The sequence below is a fragment of the Mesorhizobium intechi genome (assembly GCF_002879535.1).
Taxonomy (GTDB): Bacteria; Pseudomonadota; Alphaproteobacteria; order Rhizobiales; family Rhizobiaceae; genus Mesorhizobium; species Mesorhizobium intechi.
Map to the genome: position 1 here is coordinate 1 of NZ_PNOT02000138.1, position 21,171 is coordinate 21,171.

Annotated in this window: 21 protein-coding genes; 17 read left to right on the plus strand and 4 right to left on the minus strand. The window is 60.1% G+C overall.

The window, feature by feature from the left end; all coding sequences use genetic code 11:
- From C1D09_RS33735 to nodS, 5 genes are all read left to right on the plus strand, one after another.
- Positions 1-916, plus strand: a 916-nt coding sequence (locus tag C1D09_RS33735) for a ParB/RepB/Spo0J family partition protein (RefSeq protein ID WP_246135718.1), incomplete at its 5' end; no start/stop codon positions are given.
- Entirely contained in the window at positions 865-1,698 is an 834-nt protein-coding gene (locus C1D09_RS33740) for a hypothetical protein (RefSeq protein ID WP_246135719.1), read from the plus strand. The genes C1D09_RS33735 and C1D09_RS33740, both read left to right, overlap by 52 nt.
- A 235-nt stretch (positions 1,699-1,933) precedes the next feature.
- A complete protein-coding gene (locus tag C1D09_RS12050; protein WP_143974524.1) occupies positions 1,934-2,908 on the plus strand; it encodes a hypothetical protein in 975 nt (324 codons plus the stop codon).
- A gap of 414 nt (positions 2,909-3,322) precedes the next feature.
- A complete protein-coding gene (gene ubiM / locus C1D09_RS12055; RefSeq protein ID WP_143974525.1) occupies positions 3,323-4,504 on the plus strand; it encodes a 5-demethoxyubiquinol-8 5-hydroxylase UbiM in 1,182 nt (393 codons plus the stop codon).
- A 371-nt stretch (positions 4,505-4,875) separates the two neighbouring features.
- Entirely contained in the window at positions 4,876-5,460 is a 585-nt protein-coding gene (gene nodS, locus C1D09_RS12060) for a nodulation methyltransferase NodS (RefSeq protein ID WP_109672018.1), read from the plus strand.
- Positions 5,461-5,502: 42 nt separating this feature from the next.
- On the opposite strand, the gene C1D09_RS33745 is transcribed toward nodS, so the two are convergent.
- Positions 5,503-5,772: a Fic family protein gene (locus tag C1D09_RS33745; protein ID WP_246135720.1), complete on the minus strand. Its 270-nt coding sequence runs from the start codon at positions 5,770-5,772 to the stop codon at positions 5,503-5,505.
- 802 nt (positions 5,773-6,574) lie between these two features.
- On the opposite strand from C1D09_RS33745, the gene C1D09_RS12070 reads away from it, so the two are divergent.
- The 6 genes from C1D09_RS12070 to C1D09_RS12095 all read left to right on the plus strand — a co-directional run bounded on the left by C1D09_RS12070 (position 6,575) and on the right by C1D09_RS12095 (position 12,973).
- A complete protein-coding gene (locus C1D09_RS12070; RefSeq protein ID WP_027056377.1) occupies positions 6,575-7,171 on the plus strand; it encodes a NodA family N-acyltransferase in 597 nt (198 codons plus the stop codon).
- A gap of 56 nt (positions 7,172-7,227) precedes the next feature.
- The gene (nodC, locus tag C1D09_RS12075; protein WP_143974530.1) at positions 7,228-8,502 is read left to right on the plus strand and encodes a chitooligosaccharide synthase NodC; all 1,275 of its coding nucleotides are present in this window, start codon (positions 7,228-7,230) and stop codon (positions 8,500-8,502) included.
- A gap of 49 nt (positions 8,503-8,551) precedes the next feature.
- Positions 8,552-9,574, plus strand: a complete 1,023-nt coding sequence (nodI, locus tag C1D09_RS12080) for a nodulation factor ABC transporter ATP-binding protein NodI (RefSeq protein ID WP_097574714.1) — start codon at positions 8,552-8,554, stop codon at positions 9,572-9,574.
- A 3-nt stretch (positions 9,575-9,577) separates the two neighbouring features.
- Positions 9,578-10,366: an ABC transporter permease gene (locus C1D09_RS12085; protein WP_097574715.1), complete on the plus strand. Its 789-nt coding sequence runs from the start codon at positions 9,578-9,580 to the stop codon at positions 10,364-10,366.
- A gap of 304 nt (positions 10,367-10,670) precedes the next feature.
- Positions 10,671-12,692, plus strand: coding sequence for a carbamoyltransferase family protein (locus tag C1D09_RS12090; RefSeq protein WP_143974540.1), 2,022 nt, complete (start codon positions 10,671-10,673; stop codon positions 12,690-12,692).
- 170 nt (positions 12,693-12,862) lie between these two features.
- On the plus strand, positions 12,863-12,973 hold the full coding sequence (locus C1D09_RS12095) for a nodulation protein NodZ (RefSeq protein WP_143974531.1): 111 nt from the start codon (positions 12,863-12,865) through the stop codon (positions 12,971-12,973).
- A gap of 308 nt (positions 12,974-13,281) precedes the next feature.
- On the opposite strand, the gene C1D09_RS33750 is transcribed toward C1D09_RS12095, so the two are convergent.
- Positions 13,282-13,434 carry a PLP-dependent transferase gene (locus C1D09_RS33750; RefSeq protein ID WP_246135721.1) on the minus strand — a complete coding sequence of 51 codons (153 nt, stop codon included), beginning with the start codon at positions 13,432-13,434 and terminating at the stop codon, positions 13,282-13,284.
- Between the two features lie 321 nt (positions 13,435-13,755).
- On the opposite strand from C1D09_RS33750, the gene pdxR reads away from it, so the two are divergent.
- The 5 genes from pdxR to C1D09_RS12130 all read left to right on the plus strand — a co-directional run bounded on the left by pdxR (position 13,756) and on the right by C1D09_RS12130 (position 19,278).
- Positions 13,756-15,225: a MocR-like pyridoxine biosynthesis transcription factor PdxR gene (pdxR, locus tag C1D09_RS12105; protein WP_143974542.1), complete on the plus strand. Its 1,470-nt coding sequence runs from the start codon at positions 13,756-13,758 to the stop codon at positions 15,223-15,225.
- A gap of 498 nt (positions 15,226-15,723) precedes the next feature.
- Positions 15,724-16,383, plus strand: coding sequence for a chitooligosaccharide deacetylase NodB (gene nodB / locus C1D09_RS12115; RefSeq protein ID WP_143974535.1), 660 nt, complete (start codon positions 15,724-15,726; stop codon positions 16,381-16,383).
- A gap of 491 nt (positions 16,384-16,874) precedes the next feature.
- Positions 16,875-17,498 carry an FMN-binding negative transcriptional regulator gene (locus C1D09_RS12120; RefSeq protein ID WP_006328898.1) on the plus strand — a complete coding sequence of 208 codons (624 nt, stop codon included), beginning with the start codon at positions 16,875-16,877 and terminating at the stop codon, positions 17,496-17,498.
- Positions 17,499-17,519: 21 nt separating this feature from the next.
- Entirely contained in the window at positions 17,520-18,170 is a 651-nt protein-coding gene (locus C1D09_RS12125) for a LysE family translocator (RefSeq protein WP_143974537.1), read from the plus strand.
- Positions 18,171-18,465: 295 nt separating this feature from the next.
- The gene (locus tag C1D09_RS12130; protein ID WP_161633554.1) at positions 18,466-19,278 is read left to right on the plus strand and encodes a TIM barrel protein; all 813 of its coding nucleotides are present in this window, start codon (positions 18,466-18,468) and stop codon (positions 19,276-19,278) included.
- A 14-nt stretch (positions 19,279-19,292) separates the two neighbouring features.
- Here the strand turns inward: C1D09_RS12130 and C1D09_RS12135 are convergent, their stop codons facing one another.
- The gene (locus C1D09_RS12135) at positions 19,293-20,234 is read right to left on the minus strand and encodes a LysR family transcriptional regulator (RefSeq protein WP_143974539.1); all 942 of its coding nucleotides are present in this window, start codon (positions 20,232-20,234) and stop codon (positions 19,293-19,295) included.
- 43 nt (positions 20,235-20,277) lie between these two features.
- Between C1D09_RS12135 and C1D09_RS33755 the strand changes: the two genes are divergently transcribed.
- Positions 20,278-20,433: a GNAT family protein gene (locus C1D09_RS33755; protein ID WP_272481108.1), complete on the plus strand. Its 156-nt coding sequence runs from the start codon at positions 20,278-20,280 to the stop codon at positions 20,431-20,433.
- 35 nt (positions 20,434-20,468) lie between these two features.
- On the opposite strand, the gene C1D09_RS12145 is transcribed toward C1D09_RS33755, so the two are convergent.
- On the minus strand, positions 20,469-21,171 hold a 703-nt coding region (locus tag C1D09_RS12145; RefSeq protein ID WP_342780222.1), incomplete at its 5' end, for an acyltransferase family protein.

Consider the following 21,171-nt stretch of genomic DNA (forward strand, 5'->3'; position numbering starts at 1 on the left):
CAACATTTCCGCGCTCAACATGCGCCATTCCAAACGCGCGCCCGACGTGTCGGACATCCTGCCGTCGGTTCGCGCGCGCGGCGTCCTGGTGCCGCTTCTGGTGCGGCCCAACGGCACGCCGGAAAGCTTCGAGATCGTCGCCGGCCGGCGCCGCTATTTCGCCGCGAAATCGCTCGCCGACGAGCGAGGCGAGGGCAATGCCTTGCCCTGCGCCATCATCGAAGACGGTGACGACGCCGACGCACTCGAGGCCTCGCTGATCGAAAACTTCGCCCGGCTCGATCCCGACGAGGTGTCGCAGTGGGAGACGTTTTCGCGGCTGATCAGGGAAGGCCGCACCATTCCAGATATCGCCGCAACCTTCGGCGTCACCGAGCTTCTGGTCAAACGCATTCTGGCGCTCGGCGATCTTCTGCCCAAAATCCGCGAAGCCTATCGGCGCGAGGACATCGACGCCGAGACGGCGCGCCATCTGACCATGGCCTCCAAGGCGCAGCAGAAGGATTGGCTGGCGCTTTATGCCGATCCCGAGCAATACGCGCCGCGCGGCCACCAACTGAAGCAATGGCTGTTCGGCGGCCAGTCGATTTCCACCAAGGTGGCGCTGTTCGCCATCGAGGACTATCCGGGCCTGATCGTCTGTGACCTGTTCGGCGAGGACAGCTATTTCGCCGATGCCGACCTGTTCTGGCAAAAGCAGAACGAGGCCATTGCCGCCAAACGCGATGCCTATCTGGAAGCCGGCTGGCCCGAGGTGGCCGTGCTGGAACCGGGGCAGCATTTCCAGTCATGGGACCACGAAAAGACGCCGAGGAAGAAGGGCGGCAAGGTCTTCATATCAGTCTCGCATCGCGGTGCGGTCGAATGCCACGAGGGCTGGCGTCGCGCAAGGAGGCCCGCCGCGCCCGCGCGCTAGGCGAGGGCGGCGAGCCCGAAGAAACCCCCGCCAAGCCGTCGCGGCCGGAACTCACCGGGCCGATGCAGAACTATGTCGATCTGCACCGCCACGGTGCCGTGCGTACCGCCATGCTCGACCATCCTTGTGTCGCGCTGCGCCTGATGGTGGCGCATGCCATCACAGGTTCGGGCCTGTGGCAGGTTCGCCGCGAGCCGCAGCGCACCGCCAATGAAGCGGTGGCGGCAAGTATTGCCGCGTCCAGGGCCGAAGTCGCATTCGCCGAAAAACGGCGCGCGGTTCTTGTCCTGCTTGGGCAGGCCGACGAGGAGGGTGCGATAACCGGCGGCAATGGCGACGCCTTTGCGCTTGCCGCCGTCTTTGCCCGTTTGCTGGCACTTTGCGACGACGACGTCATGCGCGTTCTCGGCCTTGTCATGGCCGAGACGCTCGAAGCCGGCAGCGCCGCCGTCGAGGCGCTCGGCAACCATCTGGGCATCGACATGGGTGCGTGGTGGCAAGCGGACGACGCCTTCTTCGATCTGCTGCGCGACAAGGAGATCGCCAATGCAATGCTGGCCGACCTCGCCGGCAAGCCTGTCGCCGACGGCAATGTCGCCGAGAAGGTCAAGACGCAAAAGAAGATCATCCGCGATTGCCTCGCGGGCGAGAACGGCCGCGAGAAAATCGACAACTGGCTGCCCAACTGGATGAAATTCCCGGTCGAAAGCTACACGAAACGCGGCGGCTTCCGCACCGCCGATCAATGGGCGAGCGTCCAGCCGCTGTTCGTCCGCCAATAGGTGCCGATCCGGGCGGCGGCTCTTGCGGGTGCCGCCGCCCCCTTTGCCTGCCGCTGGAATATTGGCTGATGCGCACGGCGGTCCGAACAGCATTTGCCATGCGCAAGGCTATTGTGCATTGCACAAAATCCGACGCGCGCCTAAACGTCCTTCCGCAGCGGGAATCGGGCTTGGACCAGCGGCGAGGCAGTGAGAATCGATGCTTCGTCGATATCGCATTTAGCTGAGGACCTTCATGACCCTTTCGAGCCCTGACAAATCCGGCGCCGCCAGTCTCGAGGCCATCGCGCGAAACGGCGGCGTGCTGCGCCGCATCGCCGTGCGCATTCCGACCTATCTGTCGGACATTCGCGAGAACCCGGCATGGCTGCCGATGTTCGTGCTCGCCCGCACCATGCCGGCCCGCAGGATGCACTGGCGTGGGGCAAAGCCGGTTCGGGTGTCGCAAAATGCCTACGACACCATGTTTGCCGGCGTCAATCGCCAGGAAATTGTCGAGGCGCTGCGCACGGACGGGCTGTTTTGCGGGCTCGTCCTGCCGACTTTCATCCATAAGGAGATCGCCGCCTTCGCCCGGTACACGCCTTGTTTCGGCAATTTCGATCGCCGTCTCGAATTCATGGCTGAGGACCATGCCGAGGCCGAGAAGCGTTTCGGCCGCTCCTTGCTCAGCGGCCACTTTTTCGAACACATCCTCGGCTGCAAGGCAGCGGTCGCCATCCAGAACGACCCGCTGCTGCTCGACATCGCCGCGCATTATCTGGGCGCTCAGGCGAAATTGATCACCACACGCGTGTGGTGGAGCTTCCCAACCAGCGAGGCTTCCGACGCCGACAAGAACCGTGCGTCGCTTGGCAAGTATCATTTCGATCTCGATGACTGGAGGATGCTGAAATTCTTCTTCTACCTGACGCCGGTCGACGAAGGCACCGGCCCGCATGTCTATGTCCGTGGCAGTCATAACCGCCGCGCCATCAAGCATCAGCTGACGCTGCTTGTCGGCCATCCGGCGCAGGAGGTTCTCAAGGTCTATGGCGATGACAGCCCCGTCACGCTGACCGGCGAAGCCGGTCTCGGCTTCGTCGAGGACCCGTTCGGCTTCCATATGGGCACCGTGCCTTCGCGCACGCCCCGGCTGATGATGGAAGTCGGCTTCGGTGTCTCGCCGCCCTCGCGCCGGCGCTTCCATGGCGAGCCGGTCATTCGCTGATCTCGCAAAAGTCCTTAAAACAGCCTTGCCCAGATCAGACGCCTGGTTGTCCCTTGCGCTGGCTGGTGCCATGGCGTCGTCATGGGATCAGCTGGCGCATGACTGGATTGGATCGATGTCATCTGACGCCGGTTCCGCCTCGACTGACTCAGATCAAGGCCACGCCCTTGTCGGCGTGGTTTGATCGCCCAGTCCTTCAGGGGAAAAACGCATGGGCTGACCAAGAGCCTGGTCGTCGCTCCCAACGTCTTGAAAACCATACGGCGGGCAAATGACGCTTCACCAGCCAGGAACCGACGTGAGAAACGCGCTTGAGGCGAGGCGGGCAATAGATCACAGCGCAATCGATGCACGACATGCGGCTCGGCTCCCCCAACATCTCACGAAGAGAACCGACGCGCTGGCGGCACGCTGATGGCCGGCTGTGACGACAGCTTCGACATTATTGTCGTGGGCGCCGGGCCGGTCGGACTTTCCTTCGCCGCATCGCTTGCCCATAGCCAGCTCAAACTGGCGGTTGTGGAAGGGCAGTCCCTGGAAAGACTGGCAAGTCCGGCTTTCGACGGCCGCGAGATCGCGCTCACCCACGCCTCGATTGGAATCCTTCGCGAGCTCGGCGCCTGGGATGTTATCTCCGCTTCGGACAAGTCACCGCTTCAAGGCGCACGCGTCCTCAACGGATCGAGCCCGTTTGCGTTGCGTTTCGATTCCCCCGGCGGATCCGCGGAACCACTGGGCGTTCTGGTCCCGAATTGCCAGATCCGCGATGCCCTGTTCAAGATCATCCGCTTGCAGGGCCACGCCCGGCTGCTGTGCGGCCACTCGGTCGTGCGTGCAACAAACAGCCGTCAAAGAGCAGTGATAACGCTCTCCAATGGCAGGCAGCTGAGCGCTCGGCTTCTCGTTGCAGCCGATTCGCGTTTTTCCGCCACCCGCAATCTGCTCGGCATCGGCGCCGATATCAATCGGCTTGGCAACTCCATGCTGATTTGCCGGGTGAGGCACGAGCGCCCCCACCACCAGATCGCGATCGAATGGTTCGATCACCATCAGACGGTGGCGATGTTGCCCCTCGCGCCAGGCGTGTCGTCGCTGCTTTTGACTTTGCCCTCAAACGAGGCCGACGGACTGCTTGCCCTCGACGACGAGTTGTTCCTGAGGGAGTTGACAAAGCGCTGTCGAGGGCGCCTCGGCACCATGAGCCTGGCAAGCCAACGCTATATCTATCCGTTGGCGACGACCTGGGCGCACAGGTTCCGGGCGCCGAGTGCCGCATTGATCGGCGACGCTGCCATCGGCATGCACCCGGTGACCGCGCATGGCTTCAACATCGGCCTCGGCGGCCAGAAGCAGCTCGCCCGTGGTATCCAGACAGCATGGCGCGACCGTCGCGACATTGCCGATCCCGACATGCTCCACAGATATGAAAGCCGACTGCGCCTGTCGGCGGCGCCGCTCTACCATGCTACGAATATTCTCGTCGGGCTCTACTCAAGCGAGCATCCGGCGGCACGGCTTGCAAGGCATCTGGGGCTGCGCCTCGGCCAACATCTTCCCTTTGTCCGTCATGGCATTGCGGCCATGCTGAGACGGTGAACCGCAGTCATCATAGGATCATCGTCAGCGTGCTGGCGTCGTAACAGACTGGCGAATTTGGTTCGATGTGAGCAGTGTGTCGGCCGGCGCCAACCAGACGCGGACCCAGCCACGCCCAATTCGGCCCTCAATGTGTTTACGGCGTGGATGGTTACATCCAAACAATCAATTTGCCAATCCTGCGGACCCTATTAGGAGCGTGACCGAAATCAAGTGCCTCGGCCCGCAGGTCTGCCCGGTGCAGGAAGCGGCCCCGCTTCTCAGAATTGGTGTGCCCGGGTCCCGACGCTAGCGACATCTGACGGCATTTGCAGCGCCGGTGATTGCTGCCTTAGCGAGGTGGGAATTTGACCCATAAAATCGATCATGAAATGCTGAATCGAGAAATGGCCGCAGACGATCCATGGCGGCTCGATGGCAACCCGTTCGAGCGGGAGCGCCACACGCAAATTCTCCTTTTGTCACTTGCGCAAGGTCGAGTCGCAAATGCGCTCGAAGTCGGGTGCGCTGCTGGCGCTTTTACGGAACGGCTAGCCCCCATTTGCCAGCGGCTCACTGTGATCGATGTCGTCGAGCCAGCGATTACGCGAGCACGTTTACGCGTGAAGGAGCCGCCGCACATCAGCTGGATAATCTCCGATGTTCAACAATTTTCGAGTGATGAACTGTTCGACCTGATCGTCGTGGCGGAAGTTCTTTACTACGTCGGAGGCCTCGTTCAGATCGGCGCGGCAGTCCGCAACCTGGTAGGCCTGCTTGCGCCAGGTGGGCAGCTGGTCTTCGGGTCGGCACGTGACGCCAATTGCCAACGCTGGGGGCACGCTGCTGGTGCAGAGACCACTATCGCCATGCTGAACGAATCGTTGACCGAGATCGAGTGCATCGAGTGCCGGGGCGCGTCGATCAATGAAGACTGCCTGCTGGCCCGCTTCCAAAAGCCGATTTCCGCTTCCTGATGAAACGAAGCGCCAGATAATAACCCTCCTTGCTGTTCTCAATCACGCTTTCGAGTGAAGAGTAGGGTCGCTGCGCATCAGCAGGAGCGGCGTCAGAACGCGCGACAGCCTTCCATTGCCGTCCTGGAATGGGTGGATTTCCAAAAAAACCACGATGAAAATCGCCACCACGAGCAAGGGATGCAGGCTTTGCTCGTTGAGTGTACCACGCGTCCACTCGATAAGTTCCTTCATCCGCTTCGGCGTTTCGAAAGGCGTCGCCGTTTCGAAGATGACGCCGATCTCGTTCCCGTCGGCATCGAACGCACTCACATTGTTTGCGAATGTCTTGTAGGCGCCGCGATGAGCTCATCCTTGTTGCTGAACGCAGCAGGTCACGGTGTAGCTGCGTTGCAGTCAGTCCCGCGTCCCGGCCCTTCGGCCGGCGCAAGTGCTGACGCTCCTTAGGCTGCCTTCTCTGTGTGCGGCGATCTTTCATGGGGCGCTGAATGAAGAGTTTGGGGCCAGCCCCTTCGCGCACTTCAGTCGGCCAAAACCTCAAATAATTCGTTCGAAGTAGCGCCATCCGGGCGCGCCCTCCTTCCCGCTCCAGGTGCTTTCGCCGACAGTCCGGTTGACAGGCGACACTCGAGAGCATTGACCAGACGATTCCTGTTGGCGAGCGCGACCATCGCGTCATTGGCATGCCGCCTTGCCGCACTTGTCGAGCCAGAGGCTTCGCGAAACCTGTTTGCCGACGGCGATCCAGAGCTGCGCGATCGTGCGTCAACGGTCGCCGCGTTTGCTGACGCCTATCGGGCCCATCCTCCACTTGATCGCTGCTTCGCCACGAGGCGCAGCCACGCCGCTGGCGGCCGCTCTTGAGGCAGGTTGTGTCACCGCCAGCTGCCATCGGTGCGTCGCCGCTATCGGGGCCAATCGAGCACCACCAGAAGGTTCAGATCAAGGCCTTTGAAACGCATGGTTTCAGCATCCATAGCGTGGATGCTCTCGATCTAAACAATCAATTTTACCAATCTGGGGGGGTCGTTCATAGACCTCCACATGACATGCGCCGCCGTTGCTCTACCGCGTGAGGTGCACAAAAGAACGCAAAAAAAGAGGAAGTCTTCGCATGCGCAATAACGTGCAGTGGAGGTTGTGCTGGGAAAATGAGTTGCAGCTTTCCGATCACCTCGAACTCTCTGAGTTCTTCCGGAAGACCTATGAGCCGACCGGAGCCTTCAATGGAAAGCAATTCGAAGGCGGTCGAAGTTGGGCCGGTGCAAGGCCGGAGGTCCGCGCAATCGGCTATGATGTGCACGGGGTCGCGGCTCACATGGGCGTGCTGCGCCGATGCATCAAAGTTGGCGACGTTGATCTGCTGGTCGCTGAACTCGGTCTATACGGGGTGCGTCCGGATCTTGAGGGGCTGGGAATCGGCCATTCGATTAGCGTCATGTATCCAGTGCTGCAGCAGCTTGGCGTTCCATTCGCTTTCGGCACGGTTCGGCAAGCGCTCCGGAACCATGTTGGGAGGTTCTGCCGCAAAGGCTTGGCGAACATTCTGACGGGCGTTCGCGTGCGTTCAACCCTCCCGGATGTGTACCCCGATCTGCCTTACACGACGCGAGTCGACGACGACGTACTCCTCATGGTGCTCCCAATTGGACGCTCGATGAGCGAGTGGCCGGCCGGCACTTTGATCGATCGGAACGGTCCAGAGCTATGACCGCGGATCTGTTATCCGCCCGCTTCCCTCAAATCCACTGAAGAATCTGACATCTCATGACCCTGTTTGCCACAGCCAGTACTGTTGCCATCTGCTCTTATGCGCTGCTGTCGACCGTCTACAAAACCGCGCAGGTGTTTTATACCCTGCCTACAAACGTAGCGCCGACCTCGGGCGACCCGCCCGGCGGTGAGCCTTGGCCGAGCGTCGATGTCATTATCCCGTGCTACAACGAGGCGCCTCGCACCCTCTCGGACTGCCTGGCTTCCATTGCAAGTCAGGAATACGCCGGCAAACTGCAGGTCTATGTTGTTGATGACGGTTCTGCAAACCGCGATGCCCTCGTGGGTGTACACGAGAAATACGCGGGCGACCCGAGGTTCAACTTCATTGCGCTCCCAAAGAATGTCGGAAAGCGCAAGGCGCAGATTGCCGCCATTCGCCGCTCGTGCGGAGATTTGGTGCTCAATGTAGATTCGGACACGATCCTCGCGCCGGACGTCATCACCAGGCTTGCGCTAAAGATGCAAGATCAAGCGGTCGGCGCCGCCATGGGCCAGTTGGCGGCTAGCAATCGCAGTGAAACTTGGCTGACGCGGTTGATTGATATGGAATACTGGCTCGCCTGCAACGAAGAGCGGGCAGCGCAGGCTCGGTTCGGTGCCGTCATGTGTTGCTGCGGTCCGTGTGCCATGTACCGGCGATCCGCGCTTGTTTCGCTGCTGGATCAGTACGAGACGCAGCGCTTTCGAGGGAAGCCGAGCGACTTCGGCGAGGACCGCCACCTTACGATCCTGATGCTGAAAGCAGGCTTTCGAACAGAGTATGTCCCGGAGGCCGTCGCGGCAACAGTCGTTCCCAACAGGATGGGTCCCTATCTGCGCCAACAGCTCCGCTGGGCCCGGAGCACGTTCCGTGACACGTTGCTGGCGTTCCAACTGCTGCGCGGCCTTAATATTTATCTCACATTGGACGTGATTGGGCAGAATATTGGCCCATTATTGCTCTCTTTGTCGCTCCTGGCTGGGCTCGCGCAATTCGCAACGACAGGTACTGTGCCCTGGACGGCATGCCTGACGATTGCGGTCATGACTATGGTTCGCTGCAGCGTGGCAGCGTTTCGTGCGCGCCAACTTCGATTTCTCGGGTTCTCGCTCCACACACTCATCAACATCTTTCTCCTGCTCCCTTTGAAAGCATACGCGCTGTGTACTTTGAGCAATAGCGATTGGTTGTCGCGAAGCTCTGCGGCCAACGTGCCAGACACCGGCGGCAGCATTCCAAAGCCCGACTTGGTTGGATCTGACGCAGCTTACAGCGAACAGCAATAGTCACGTGACCTTAGGTGGAAGAGTTTTGAGCCAGGACCAGAAACATCAAGTGTTGAAGCGTAAGTTGGGCCCAGAGGATTTGCGGCGATTCGAGACTCCTGCGATCGAACGGGAGTCTCACGGGCAAACAAGCGCGAAAAGCTCCGTGCCTGACTCTCTGTCGACCGTGGCAGTCGATTTTGCCGGCGTAACCAAGTCCTATGGGAACAAGATCGTTGTCGACGAACTGTCGTTCTCCGTTGCGTCGGGAGAGTGTTTCGGCCTCCTCGGACCAAACGGGGCGGGCAAAAGCACGATTGCGCGTATGCTCCTCGGCATGACATGCCCTGACGCGGGCGCGATCACGGTGCTCGGCGTCCCGGTGCCGGCGCGCGCTCGGCTGGCACGCAGGGGCATTGGCGTGGTCCCGCAATTCGACAATCTTGACCAGGAATTGACCGTACGCGAGAACTTGCTGGTGTTCGGACGCTACTTCGGCATGAGCACTCGTCAGAGCGAAGCGGTCATACCGTCGCTTCTCGAGTTCGCTCGCCTCGAGCGCAAGGCGAATGCGCGCGTCTCGGAACTGTCCGGCGGCATGAAGCGATGCCTGACAATGGCGCGGGCGTTGATCAACGACCCCCAGCTCATTGTGATGGACGAGCCGACCACCGGCCTCGATCCGCACGCGCGCCACCTGATCTGGGAGCGGCTGCGCGCCCTGTTGGCACGTGGCAAGACGATTATCCTGACGACGCATTTCATGGAAGAGGCTGAGCGATTATGCGATCGGCTGTGCGTGCTCGAAAGGGGTCGCAATATCGCCGAAGGCCGCCCGCAGGCGCTGATCGACGAGCATATCGGATGCCAGGTCATGGAGATTTACGGCGGCGATCCGCACGAGTTGCTTTCGCTGGTCAAGCCACATTCCCAGCGCATCGAGGTCAGCGGCGAAACCCTTTATTGCTACGCGCCAGACCCTGAGCAGGTGCGCACGCAACTGCACGGGCGAGCAGGTCTACGGCTTCTTTTGCGTCCAGCCAATCTCGAGGATGTTTTCTTGCGGCTGACCGGGCGCGAGATGGAGGAGTGAACGATGATTGAAGATTTTGCGGCGGCGTTGCCGGCCAATGCGTGGAACTGGGTTGCGGTGTGGCGCCGCAACTATCTGGCATGGAAGAAAGTCTCACTCGTGACGATTCTCGGTAACCTTGCCGATCCTATGATCTATCTTTTCGGACTCGGCACCGGCCTCGGCATAATGGTCGGCCGCGTCGACGGTGCGTCCTATATTGCCTTTTTGGCGGCTGGCATGGTCGCGGTAAGTGCGATGACCGCCTCTACCATGGAAACATTGTACGCGGCTTTCGCTCGCATGCACTCTCAGCGCACTTGGGAAGCAATGCTGTATACGCACGTTACCCTCGGCGACATCGTTCTGGGTGAACTGGCGTGGGCAGCCACCAAGGCCTTCTTGGCCGGTACGGCAATCACCATTGTCACCGCAACGTTGGGTTATGCAGCCTGGCCGTCCATCCTCTATGCGCTGCCAATCATTGCTCTCACTGGGTGCGTGTTTGCGAGCCTCGCGATGGTCGTCACCGCGCTTTCGCCCAGCTACGATTACTTCGTGTTTTACCAGACGCTTGTCCTCACACCTATGATGTTCCTGTCGGGCGCCGTTTTCCCATCGGATCAGCTGCCTCACGCGTTTCAGCAGATAGCGCGATGCATGCCGCTGTCACATGCGATCGACCTCATTCGTCCGGTTATGCTTGATCGCCCGATTGGCGGCATTGCCCTGCATGTCGGTGTGCTCGGCCTGTACGCGCTGTTGCCATTCTTCCTCTCGATGGCGCTGTTGCGCCGCCGACTCATGCGCTGACGCGAAAGAGAGGGAGATAAGCAATGCGCAACGGACTTCGTGCTGCCAATAAACGACATCGCCAACAGAAATCGGCATGCCACCCAGGGTCTTCGGTGGCATCCACTCAATCTATCAACGTTATGGGCCGCCCGGCACCTCGATCACAGGATCTCATGTTGATCCCCGGCGGAAGAGAATTTCTTTGAGGTTGGCGATGTCTGACTGGCGTTCGCGCCGGCGAACGACAACGCAGCCTGTGTTTTTGATCAAACGGCCTTGAGACAGGCCAATTCAGTCTTCCTGTACGACAATGGAGAGCGAGATGCTGTGTCTAGGATTGAGCGGCGGATTAGACAAAGTCTATGAAAACAGATTCCAGGTTCCGAACTCATTCATGCACGATGGCGCTGCGGTACTCGTCCGAGACGGACAGGTCATTGCGGCCGTAGAAGAGGAACGCCTCAATCGGATCAAACACTCCAACAAGCTCCCGATTGGCTCGGTTCAATACTGTCTTTCAGCCGCTGGGGTTCAGCTCAGCGAAATCGATCATGTGGCGTACTACGCTACCGAAGCCTATTGCAACGCCATGCTCGAAAACATGCTTGCTTCCGAGCCTGACGCCTCCATTCCGTTGGATGCCAAACTTTTGGTGCAGCAGCTGTTGGCGCAGGAGTTCGGTACCGAACTCGACCCTTCGCGTATCTCATTCGTAAGTCATCATCAGGCGCACGCCGTGAGCGCTTTTGCAATGTCGGGCTTCGAGCAAAGTCTGATTTTCGCGATCGATGGCTCTGGTGATTTCCTGTCGGGCCTCGTGGCGGTAGGATCTGGTACTGAAATTTCGCAACTCGCGACTTTCCCAGAGAGCAATTCCCTTGGGCTATTTTATCTCGAGGTGATCCGGTATCTCGGCTACGGCTTGTTCGATGAATATAAGGTAATGGGGCTTGCCCCCTACGGCGATCCCGTTCCCTATCGCGAGCTTTTCGAGCAGTTCTATGAACTGTCTGCAAACGGCGAGTATCGGGTCCACCTGGACCGCATCGGTCCGACTTTGCTCCGCAGCATTCAGGTCCGGCAAAAGGGAATGCCATTCACCCAGCAGCATAAAGATGTGAGTGCGTCGTTGCAGGAAGCGCTCGAACGCATCGTGTTTCACATTCTTCGGCATCATCGTGAGGCCACCGGGATGACGCGGTTGTGCCTGGCCGGCGGCGTTGCGCACAATTGCTCCGTGAACGGCAAGCTGCTCTATTCAGGACTTTTCGAAGACATTTTCGTGCAGCCCGCATCGCATGACGCTGGCTGCGCATTAGGCGCCGCACTAATCGTGTCTGGTGAGCTGGGCCGCCCCGCGCCGCGTGCGCGATTGCAGGAGGTTTATTGGGGGCCGGATCTCGCGAGCGATCACGCTGTCGAAGAAGAACTCAAGGCATGGGCGGGGCACCTGGAGTTTGAACGCACTGAGGCGGTGGCGGATAGGGCAGCCGAGTGGATGGCCGGTGGCGCCGTGATCGGCTGGGTGCAAGGTCGTTCGGAGTTCGGGCCGCGCGCGCTCGGAAATCGCAGCATTCTTGCCGACCCCAGGCCCGCCACAAACAAGGACCGGATCAACGCCATGGTCAAGAAGCGGGAAGGGTATCGCCCGTTCGCCCCATCAGTGCTGGAGGAGGATGCGCGCGAATTTTTCGACCTCCCAGGCAGTGCGTGCGAATTTCCCTTCATGAATTTCGTGGTCCGTGTGCGCGACTCCAAGCGTGGTTTGCTCGGCGCCATTACCCACGTCGACGGTACGGCTCGGCTGCAAACAGTATCGCGCAAGGCCAGTCCGGCCTACTGGGACGTCATCAATGCCTTCAAGCAGCGCACTGGCATCCCAATTCTGCTCAATACGTCCTTTAACAACAATGCCGAGCCGATCGTGGATTCAGTTGCAGACTCGATTGCCACGTTCCTGACGACAGGGTTGGATGGACTTGTGGTCGGGCCGTTCCTCGTCAAAAAACGGGCCGCAACGCTGGAGGATTGGACTGCGCTCGCGGTTTCATTGCCGCCTTATGTATCCCTGTATAAGGTCCGCGCCCACACAGCGCTGGATCGCCAGCAGACCGTCTGCGAAATCCGAACGGATCACTCCAGCCGTGACTGTGCGCGTATTTCACATGACTTGTTCGATCTGCTGACGCGGATCGAAGGCGAAGCCGTGCTCGCGGATCTCCTCGATACAATTACGCTGGATCAGGCCCAGCGCGAGGCTCTCACAGGAGAACTGCGACGGTTGTGGGAGCAGCGCCGCGTTCGCATGCGTCCCTCGCAAGCTGCTCGCGTCGATCAAAACTGATGCCAATCGCTGGACGACAGATAGCAGTTGCCGAAACACCGGTCTGTCCAAGCATCTTCATATGACTGTGCCCAATCCATCGGCTGAGGCAAGGATCCTGAAGATTGCATCTGCTCGCGAGCATGTCATGTTCAACCCATCTTAACCCTTATGGCAGTCGAGGATCAGTAATGGATTTGCTTGCCGGTGGCCCAAAACAGCACCAATTTGTCGTTTCTCGACGGCGGACCCGGTTCGGTGACTGCCTATGGTCTCCGGCAACAGCCTGGTGTTACGCATAGCGGACGGGACGTGCGAGCGGGCTGCGCCGCTCGCGGGATAAGGCGGCGGCCCTACGGCGCGCCAAGCCGGCATATTCGTCGTTGAGATGCTTTTTGGCCAAATGCGTTGGTGGGGCGACGATCATGTCTTAGCGCGGCTTGACCCTTCGCCCTCCAATTATGACGCCATTGCGGATTTCGCCAGGCGCTTTCTTCAGGACTCGAGATCTGTTGGTCAAGGCCACCCGCGCGGTTAGCATTGGCGATGCCCGACATCTGCTTTCGGGCAATCGCCTGATCGGGATGCGAGTCGAGGAAGGGGAGCTCACTCAACCCACGGCCGAATGCCCGTCGCGCACCTGCGCGATCGCAAGCGCCGTGGTGCTGTGCCATTCCAAGCGAAGCGTGAGAGTCCTTTTCAGCCCGCGCAGAACCAGGAAGGCCGACATGGTCGGGAGCGCCGCGCCGGTGATGTAGCGCAAGGCCGTTTCGTACAGCGTGTGGAGGGGCTTCCGCGTCGCCGAGGATTGCGCCGCCAAGGCTGTGGCCTCATTCGCCGCAACACTTTCAATCGTAGGTCGAGTTCAGGAAGACGCGTGGTTGAACGGCATTGGGAAAACCAGCCGGATCGTAGCCGTGATGGATGGCGCGGGTAGCGAAGCCGAATTTGGCATCGTTCGCAGATGTGCCACTTTCCGGTCCTGGATTGCGGTCTCGGGCATCGGCTTCAGACGTGCTCTTGGCTTTCGGAAGGAGTGGCTGCAAACTGGTTGATATGGAATGCCCAGTTGGCAGGAAAAGAAATGGTCCAGTCTCCAGGTCCCGGTGCTTCAACCCGCTCGCGTGGCATGGGCGCGCGCCAGATCTACGAAGCGCTTCGCGAGCAGATCCTCAGAGGCGTTTACGGCACCGGCAGCCAGCTGCCGTCCTCCCGTGGTCTCGCCGAGGAACTTGGAGTCTCGCGAACAACCGTCACCGTCGCCTACGAGCAGCTGGCCGCGGAAGGTTTCATCGACATCCGTCAAGGCGCGCGCCCTCGTGTCGCATCCTCACTGCTGGGACAGGAGCTGACCGCCAATCCCCCAAAACGGTTCGGCCCGGTTCACTTGTCAAGCTATGGCGAACGGCTGCGTGGCACTCTGCGCTGGCCGGATTACCTGCCGAACACGCTGAAGGTTGATTTCCGCTATGGCGTCCTGGCGCCCTCAGATTTCCCCGCATCGGTTTGGAAGCGCGCGATGAACGCGGCGATGGCGCAGCGGCCGGCACGGCTCGCCTATGACGATCCGTGCGGTTCGAGCCGGCTCCGCCAAGCGCTTCAGGGCTATCTCTGGCGCGCCCGTACTGTGCGCTGCGACCCCGAGCAGATCGTCATCGTCAATGGTTCGCAGCAGGGCCTCGATCTCTGCGCGCGCCTGCTGCTCGACCCCGGGGACAGCTTCGTCATCGAGGACCCCTGCTACAGGATGGCGCGCCAGGTCTTTGCCAGTACAGGTGCCACGCCCGTTCCCGTCGAGGTTGACGATCACGGCATGCAAACGGAGCAACTGGCGGGGGTCGCGGCCCGGCTGGCCTATGTGACGCCCTCGCATCAGTTTCCGCTCGGCGGCGTCATGCCGATCCCGCGGCGGCATCAGCTTCTGGAATGGGCGCGGGAGCAGGGCGCCTATGTCATCGAGGACGACTACGACAGCGAATATCGCTACGATATCAGCCCCGTTCCCCCGCTGCATAGCCTCGAGGATCATGGGGCCGTCATCTACCTCGGCACCATCTCCAAGACGCTCTCGCCGATGCTGCGGATCGGTTATCTCGTCGTCCCGGCGGAATTCCTGCAGGTTTTCGAAACCGCCAAGCAGCTTGCCGACCGGCACTCTCCGATGGCGGGGCAGGAGTCATTGGCCTCTCTGATCGAGAGCGGTGGCTATGAAAGCCATGTGCGCCGCGTGCGCCGCATCAACGGCGAGCGCCGGGAGGCATTACTGACCGCCCTGAAGCGGAGTTTTCAAGGTCGGATCGCCGTCCAGGGGGCAGAGGCTGGACTGCACGTCGTCATATGGTTCAACGACCTGCCGCGATCGCGTGAAACGGCGTTGGTCGAAGCTGCCCAATCCGCGGGTCTGGGTCTGCACCCGATTTCGCCGCTTTATCATCGGCAGTCGGGAGCAGGCGAAGCCGACCGCGTCGGGCTTGTCATGGGCTATTCCGCCCTGAGCATCCGGCAGATCGAAAAAGGCGTCGAGATGCTGCGGGACGTCGTCGCTCGACTCTGAGACGCTGACGGTTCCGCACGCGGGTTAGAACGCATTCGCGGCCGCTCATCATAAACAGTTCATCGTTGAAATAGTCGCGCGGCCGGGCGACGGCCGCGCTCATGGCCGGCTGACCTGCTGCCGCCGTGAGGTTGCGCGCGATCCAAGCCTTTGTCTCATCTATCCGCAACGTGGATGCTTGTCATCGAAACAATCGATTTTGCCGATTCGACAGAACGTCCCATAGGAAGAATTCAAGGATGCAGCCCTAACGAGATTGTCGATGCAAGCGTTGGCTCCGAGGAGCATTTTCTGGTGTGTCCCTCCTGGTCTGCGCCGAACATCAAGCGAGCCGATCCCCTTTTCGACCAGGTACATCGGTGATCGGCGCAAGCTGCATCGCGTCGGCTCTTCGCGACAAGCTCTCCCCGATAGCGTAGGCCCCTGCCTCAAGGATCGGGGTTATGCCGATTGCGAATGGCCGACCGGTACAACAATTGACCGCAAGGGTTCGCAGCTATGAGACGTCTCGATGACAGATGGGAGGTGCAGAGTGAATGCGCTGACGGCACCGGGCGTCGAAGCGTTTATCTGACGTTTGACGACGGTCCCAATCCATGTTTCACACCACAGATACTCGATGTGCTGGCGCAAAATCGGGTGCCAGCGACATTCTTCGTCATTGGTGCTTACGCCGCAGAGCATCCGGATCTCATCCAGCGAATGATCGCAGAAGGGCATGAGGTAGGCAACCACACGATGTCTCATCCGGACCTGTCCAAATGCGGCTTGGGCGAAGTGCAACGTGAGGTATTTGAGGCGAACCAGGCCATCATGCTAGCATGCCCGCAGGCCTCGATCCGCTACATTCGCGCGCCATACGGCGCCTGGAGCGAAGAAGTGTTCACTGCCTCAGAGATCGCGGGGCTGGCGGCCCTTCATTGGTCGATCGACCCAAGAGACTGGTCGCGCCCCGGCACCGACGCGATCGTCGATGCAGTGCTCGCCTCGGTACGCCCCGGCGCAATCGTGCTCTTGCACGACGGATGCCCTCCCGACGAGTCGACACGGAGCACTGAAGCCAGTCTGCGCAACCAGACCGTTATGGCGCTGTCCAATCTGATTCCTGCATTAGATGCCTGCGGATATGAAATTCGCTCGCTTCCAGAACATCACTGAAATGCGAGATCGCATGGACCTGCTTTCCCAGCCAGCACCTGTGTGGTCTCGCTTATGAAGGCTTACAGGCCGTTTACGCCCTGCCAACAAGCACTTCGTCGACATCGGACGAACTGGTCGGCTCCGAACGTTGGCTAAAGGTAGTGTTGTCACCTGCTACAGTGAAAACCCGCGCAGGCTCTCGGCATGGCCCAGCATCGCCGGTAGGTTCACTTTTCGACGATTGTTTGAATGTGGTTCACTTTGCGTTGGATCAATTTCATTGGGTCGTGTCGCAGGCTCACATAGCGCGACCAAGCGGGATCACTGGCTGCGTCCAAAAGGTTTGGCAAGCAATTCGCATACCGTGACCGGCACCGGGGGATTCCGGTGCTCCGATGCGGCGCGCGATGCCAACTTTCCCCAACTGGACCGCCTCAAAAGCTTCTGACTGGCTGTTTCCAATATGCCAGCTTGCCAGTATCTGACCTGGTAACGCAAGGAGTTTCGCGATGTACATCCCTCCCGCTTTCCGCGATGACGACAAGGAATGCCTGCGCGCGACCATTCGCGCGGCGCTGCTGGCGAACTTCGTTACCGTCACGGCGGAAGGGCCGCTCGCAACGCCACTGCCCCTCTTCCTTGACGAGAGCGAGGGCGAGCACGGCGTGATCTACGGGCACCTGGCGAAGGCCAATCCCCAGTGCCGTGTTCCGCCGCTGGGCGACGGCTTGGCCATCTTCATGGGGCCGGACGCTTACGTGACGCCGGCATGGTATGCGACCAAGCGGGAAACCGGGAAGGTCGTCCCGACCTGGAATTACGTCGCCGTCCACGCCTATGGCCCGGTCGAGTTCTTCGAGGATGCGGGAAGACTGCTGGACGTCGTGAATCGGCTGACCGACCACCACGAGGGCGAGCGCGCCTCGCCTTGGGCCGTGTCGGACGCGCCGCCGGATTTTGTACAGGCGCAACTCCGGGGAATCGTCGGCCTGCGCATGCCAATCACGAGGCTGGAGGGCAAGCGCAAAATGAGCCAGAACCGGAACGCGGCCGACCGCGCTGGCGTGGCGGCGGGCCTTGCGGCGAGCGAGCGGGCATCTGACCGCGACGTCGCCGCTCTCATCCCAAAATAATCTTCGTCGGAATCGACCATCATGCCAGAACTGACCCCATTCGCCCTGTACCTCGCCGCGGCCTCCGTGCTCGCCATCACCCCCGGTCCGGGCATCTTCTACGTTGCCGCGCGCACGCTCGCCGGTGGTCGTCGGGAAGGTATCGCTTCCAGCTTCGGCACGGGGTTGGGGGGCATGATCCACGTCCTCGCCGCAAGCTTAGGTGTTTCCGCGATCGTGCTCGAGAGCTCGGAACTGTTCTCCGCATTAAAGCTGTTCGGCGCGGTCTACCTCGTCTGGCTCGGCTTTCGCACCTTTCAAGCCGCCCGCCTCACGGGAGCGACTGGCGGCGATGACGGCGCCGCAGTGGGTCCAGTCGGACCCCGGCGGGCGTTTCGTGAAGGGGTACTGGTCGAGGCGTTCAACCCGAAGACGGCAATCTTCTTCCTCGCCTTCATTCCGCAGTTCGTGAATCCGAGCGCAGGGCTCGTAGCTCTGCAATTCGTGGTGCTTGGCTCCGTGTCCATTGCGCTCAACACGCTCGCCGACATCGTGGTTGCCGTCGTGGCCAGCGGCATTAAAGACGGCGCGGCAGCGCGTCCCGGGTTGATCCGCCGCCTGAGGGAGGCGTCAGGCGGCGCGATGATCGCGCTGGGCGTCGGCCTCGCTCTGGCGAAACACCCTGCTGCCTGACTTTGAATCTGATCGGTTGGGCATCCTTCAGGGTTGGCGGGTACCTTGCGGAAGCAGTTGGATGGCTGCGAGCCAGTTCGGTCATTGCACCTATTCAAGTCATGTCTCAGGAGGCGCGGCACCGCCGTTTGGGTGAACGTCGGCTCATAAATGAGAGAAAAACATAGCGTGAGAGAAACGTGAGTACGACTGCCTCGCCTCGCTCATGCCCATCATTTCGGCCCTCGCGAATCAACGCACGGTAGAAGCCAGTCAGCCGAGAATGACGCCCGTTTCATGGAAGGAAAGCCAAGCCATGCGCCAAGCATCGCCCCGCTTTGCACTCGATTATTTGGCGACGCCCGGACTTGACGTCAGGGCACTTTTCGCTTTTGCCCGCGACCAGGGCCTAACCGATGTCCAGATCCGCAGCCAACCGGGCAGCAATGCTATTGCACGCGGCATGCCGGCGGCGGACGTCCGGTCTGCGGCCGCCGACACAGGCGTTGGGATTATTTCCGTCAATGCCCTCCAGCGCTTCAATGAGTGGACCCCCGCCCGCAGGGCCGAGGCGAGCAAGCTCGCCGATTATGCAGCGGCCTGCGGAGCCAAGACGCTCATGCTGGTGCCGGTCAACGACGGCTCCTGGCCCGCCAATGTCGAGCGCCGCGGCGATCTCCGCGTCGCCTTGAAGGCGCTCAAGCCGATCCTCCAGTCGCGCGGTCTGATCGGTCTCATCGAGCCGCTGGGCTTCCGGACCTGCTCGCTTCGATCGAAGAACGAAGCGGCTAAGGCCATTGCCGCCATTGATGGCCAATCCGTCTTCCGCCTCGTGCACGACACGTTCCACCACACGCTTGCCGGGGAGACGTTCTTCTCCTCCGAGCTGACCGGTCTCGTCCACATTTCAAGCGTGAACGATCCGATCCACTGGATTTACCCGGATCGCGTCCTAGTCGGTTCCGACAATGGCAGCCAGATCCGGGCGCTGCTTGATGGCGGCTATGGGGGGCCCTTCTCATTCGCACCGTTTGTCGACGCAGCCCACCCGCTGGACGACCTCGCAGGCGCACTTGCCGCGAGCATCGCTCTCTTCCGACACGGGCTATTGACGCGAGTGCCGGCGTGAGACGCGGGAGTAAATTAGGGCTGCCTGGGGCGCCTTTTGGCGTCCCCCGGAGAAGTCATTCGAGACGCCTCCTGTAGCAATATCTCTCGCAGCCAGATGCTTGCCGGATCACTGTTGTGAAGGGCGGGCCATTGAAGGGCCTCGGTGAACGTGGGTAGTGGCAGCGGAAGGTCGATGATCCGCAGGGGGAAGGTTTTTTTGAAATGCTGAACCAGCCGGAAGGGCATGGTCGCTATACGAGCTGTGCCTGAGACCATCGGCGGGATCATGCTAAAGGCCTGCACAACGATCTCGACACGTCTCTTGAGACCATGCTCAAGAAAAAACCGTTCCTCGATTGAGGGCTTCAGCGTCCGCCCGAACTTGACCGCAACGTGCCTCATCGACATGTATCTCTCGAATGTAAGCTGCCGTGGCAGCTGCTTGTTCGTGGAGCAGCCCACGCACACGAGCGTCTCGTCGAACAGCGCCGCTCTTGGATGGGCGCTTGACATGAACAATTCTGGAAAAATCAGAAAATCGACGTCACCGCGCCGGAGAAGCTCATCGGGGTCGTCGTCGATAGGCAACAATTCGAAGCTGACGGCGGGTGCTTCGCGTGCAACCCGCTCCACGACCTTTTCAAAAAACACGAGTGTGGCGAAATCGGAAAGAATGATCCTGAAACGGCGATCGGATTGAGCCGGATTAAACGGATCCCAAGAGATAATCGAGCACTGGATGTTCAGCAGTGCGCCGAACCGCGGGGCGAGTGTTTCCGCACGCGGGGTTAGAACACGTTCGCGGCCGCTCATCGTAAACAGTTCATCGTTGAAATAGTTGCGCAGCCGGGCGACGGCCGCGCTCATGGCCGGCTGACTAAGGTTGATGCTGCTTGCCGCCGCCGTGAGGTTGCGCGCGGTCAGCAGTGCGTCGAGCACGACGAGAAGGTTCAGATCAAGGCCTTTGAAACGCATGCCTCATCTGTCCGTAACGTGGTTGTTTGTCATCGTGACCATTATGGGCGCTCGTTTACGGTCCCACTCAGAGGTGTTGTGTCCCGACCTGCCGCCCGCGCGCGTGGAGGACGTGCTCGTCGTAGTTATGGGGATAGCGCGGCCGATGAGCGAATGGCCGACCGGTACAACAGTCGATCGGATAGGTCCGGAGCTATGAAACATGTCGATTACAGATGCGAATTTTTCACGTGGCTAATCGATTACAGATTGAGATTTGAGCGGACTTGGGTGCGGCGGCGCTCCGACAACGATCCGCGACACATATCCGAGGTTGCGCGCAATACTGCGAATTGCCATCGCTATGACGACAATCGCCACTCCAAGCACAGTTGCGAAGGCGATTCTGGTCGTGAGATTCCAGACTTCTCCAAACTGTATCAAATCCATGAGGCGAAACACGGCACCCTGGACCAGGTAAAGCAGCAGCGTGCTCTGACCAAGCTGCACCGCGACAAAGCGAGCTACTCTAGTCGAATAGACAAGTCTCCAGCATTGGAACATAGACTGCATTGCTACCGCAGAAGCCGCCAAAGAGCCAGAGAACATCAGAAAAACTCGTTTAGCTGACTGTTCATCATGAATTAAAACGAGATTGTTGTAGGCATAAGTCTCCTTGCCCCATCCGAGGAAGCATATGAAAGCCGCTATCGAAAATAAGACAACAAAAATCGATTTGTAACGCCAGATGACACCATTCTGCCATCCGATCGGCTGGGCAAACAGGAACCCTAAACAATAAAATGGGTAAGTGTATTTTAACAACGGGGTTATTGATAACGTGATGGGTGCGAATGCGACCGCAATTGCAGATGCGCTTATGATCCACATCGATAGACGGTTGAACGTTGTAAGAACTCTAATCAGAATGAACGAAATAAATGCGGCCCATATGAAC

Bases quoted from the DNA above. Each gene is read 5' to 3' on its own strand.
- C1D09_RS12050 (WP_143974524.1), top strand. From the start codon at position 1,934: ATGACCCTTTCGAGCCCTGACAAATCCGGCGCCGCCAGTCTCGAGGCC.
- C1D09_RS12095 (WP_143974531.1), top strand. From the start codon at position 12,863: ATGGATTTGCTTGCCGGTGGCCCAAAACAGCACCAATTTGTCGTTTCT.
- nodB (WP_143974535.1), top strand. From the start codon at position 15,724: ATGAGACGTCTCGATGACAGATGGGAGGTGCAGAGTGAATGCGCTGAC.
- C1D09_RS12120 (WP_006328898.1), top strand. From the start codon at position 16,875: ATGTACATCCCTCCCGCTTTCCGCGATGACGACAAGGAATGCCTGCGC.
- C1D09_RS12070 (WP_027056377.1), top strand. From the start codon at position 6,575: ATGCGCAATAACGTGCAGTGGAGGTTGTGCTGGGAAAATGAGTTGCAG.
- C1D09_RS12090 (WP_143974540.1), top strand. From the start codon at position 10,671: ATGCTGTGTCTAGGATTGAGCGGCGGATTAGACAAAGTCTATGAAAAC.
- pdxR (WP_143974542.1), top strand. From the start codon at position 13,756: ATGGTCCAGTCTCCAGGTCCCGGTGCTTCAACCCGCTCGCGTGGCATG.
- C1D09_RS33755 (WP_272481108.1), top strand. From the start codon at position 20,278: ATGGGCGCTCGTTTACGGTCCCACTCAGAGGTGTTGTGTCCCGACCTG.
- nodS (WP_109672018.1), top strand. From the start codon at position 4,876: ATGCTGAATCGAGAAATGGCCGCAGACGATCCATGGCGGCTCGATGGC.
- C1D09_RS12085 (WP_097574715.1), top strand. From the start codon at position 9,578: ATGATTGAAGATTTTGCGGCGGCGTTGCCGGCCAATGCGTGGAACTGG.
- C1D09_RS33740 (WP_246135719.1), top strand. From the start codon at position 865: ATGCCACGAGGGCTGGCGTCGCGCAAGGAGGCCCGCCGCGCCCGCGCG.
- nodC (WP_143974530.1), top strand. From the start codon at position 7,228: ATGACCCTGTTTGCCACAGCCAGTACTGTTGCCATCTGCTCTTATGCG.
- C1D09_RS12130 (WP_161633554.1), top strand. From the start codon at position 18,466: ATGCGCCAAGCATCGCCCCGCTTTGCACTCGATTATTTGGCGACGCCC.
- C1D09_RS12125 (WP_143974537.1), top strand. From the start codon at position 17,520: ATGCCAGAACTGACCCCATTCGCCCTGTACCTCGCCGCGGCCTCCGTG.
- C1D09_RS12135 (WP_143974539.1), bottom strand. From the start codon at position 20,234: ATGCGTTTCAAAGGCCTTGATCTGAACCTTCTCGTCGTGCTCGACGCA.
- ubiM (WP_143974525.1), top strand. From the start codon at position 3,323: ATGGCCGGCTGTGACGACAGCTTCGACATTATTGTCGTGGGCGCCGGG.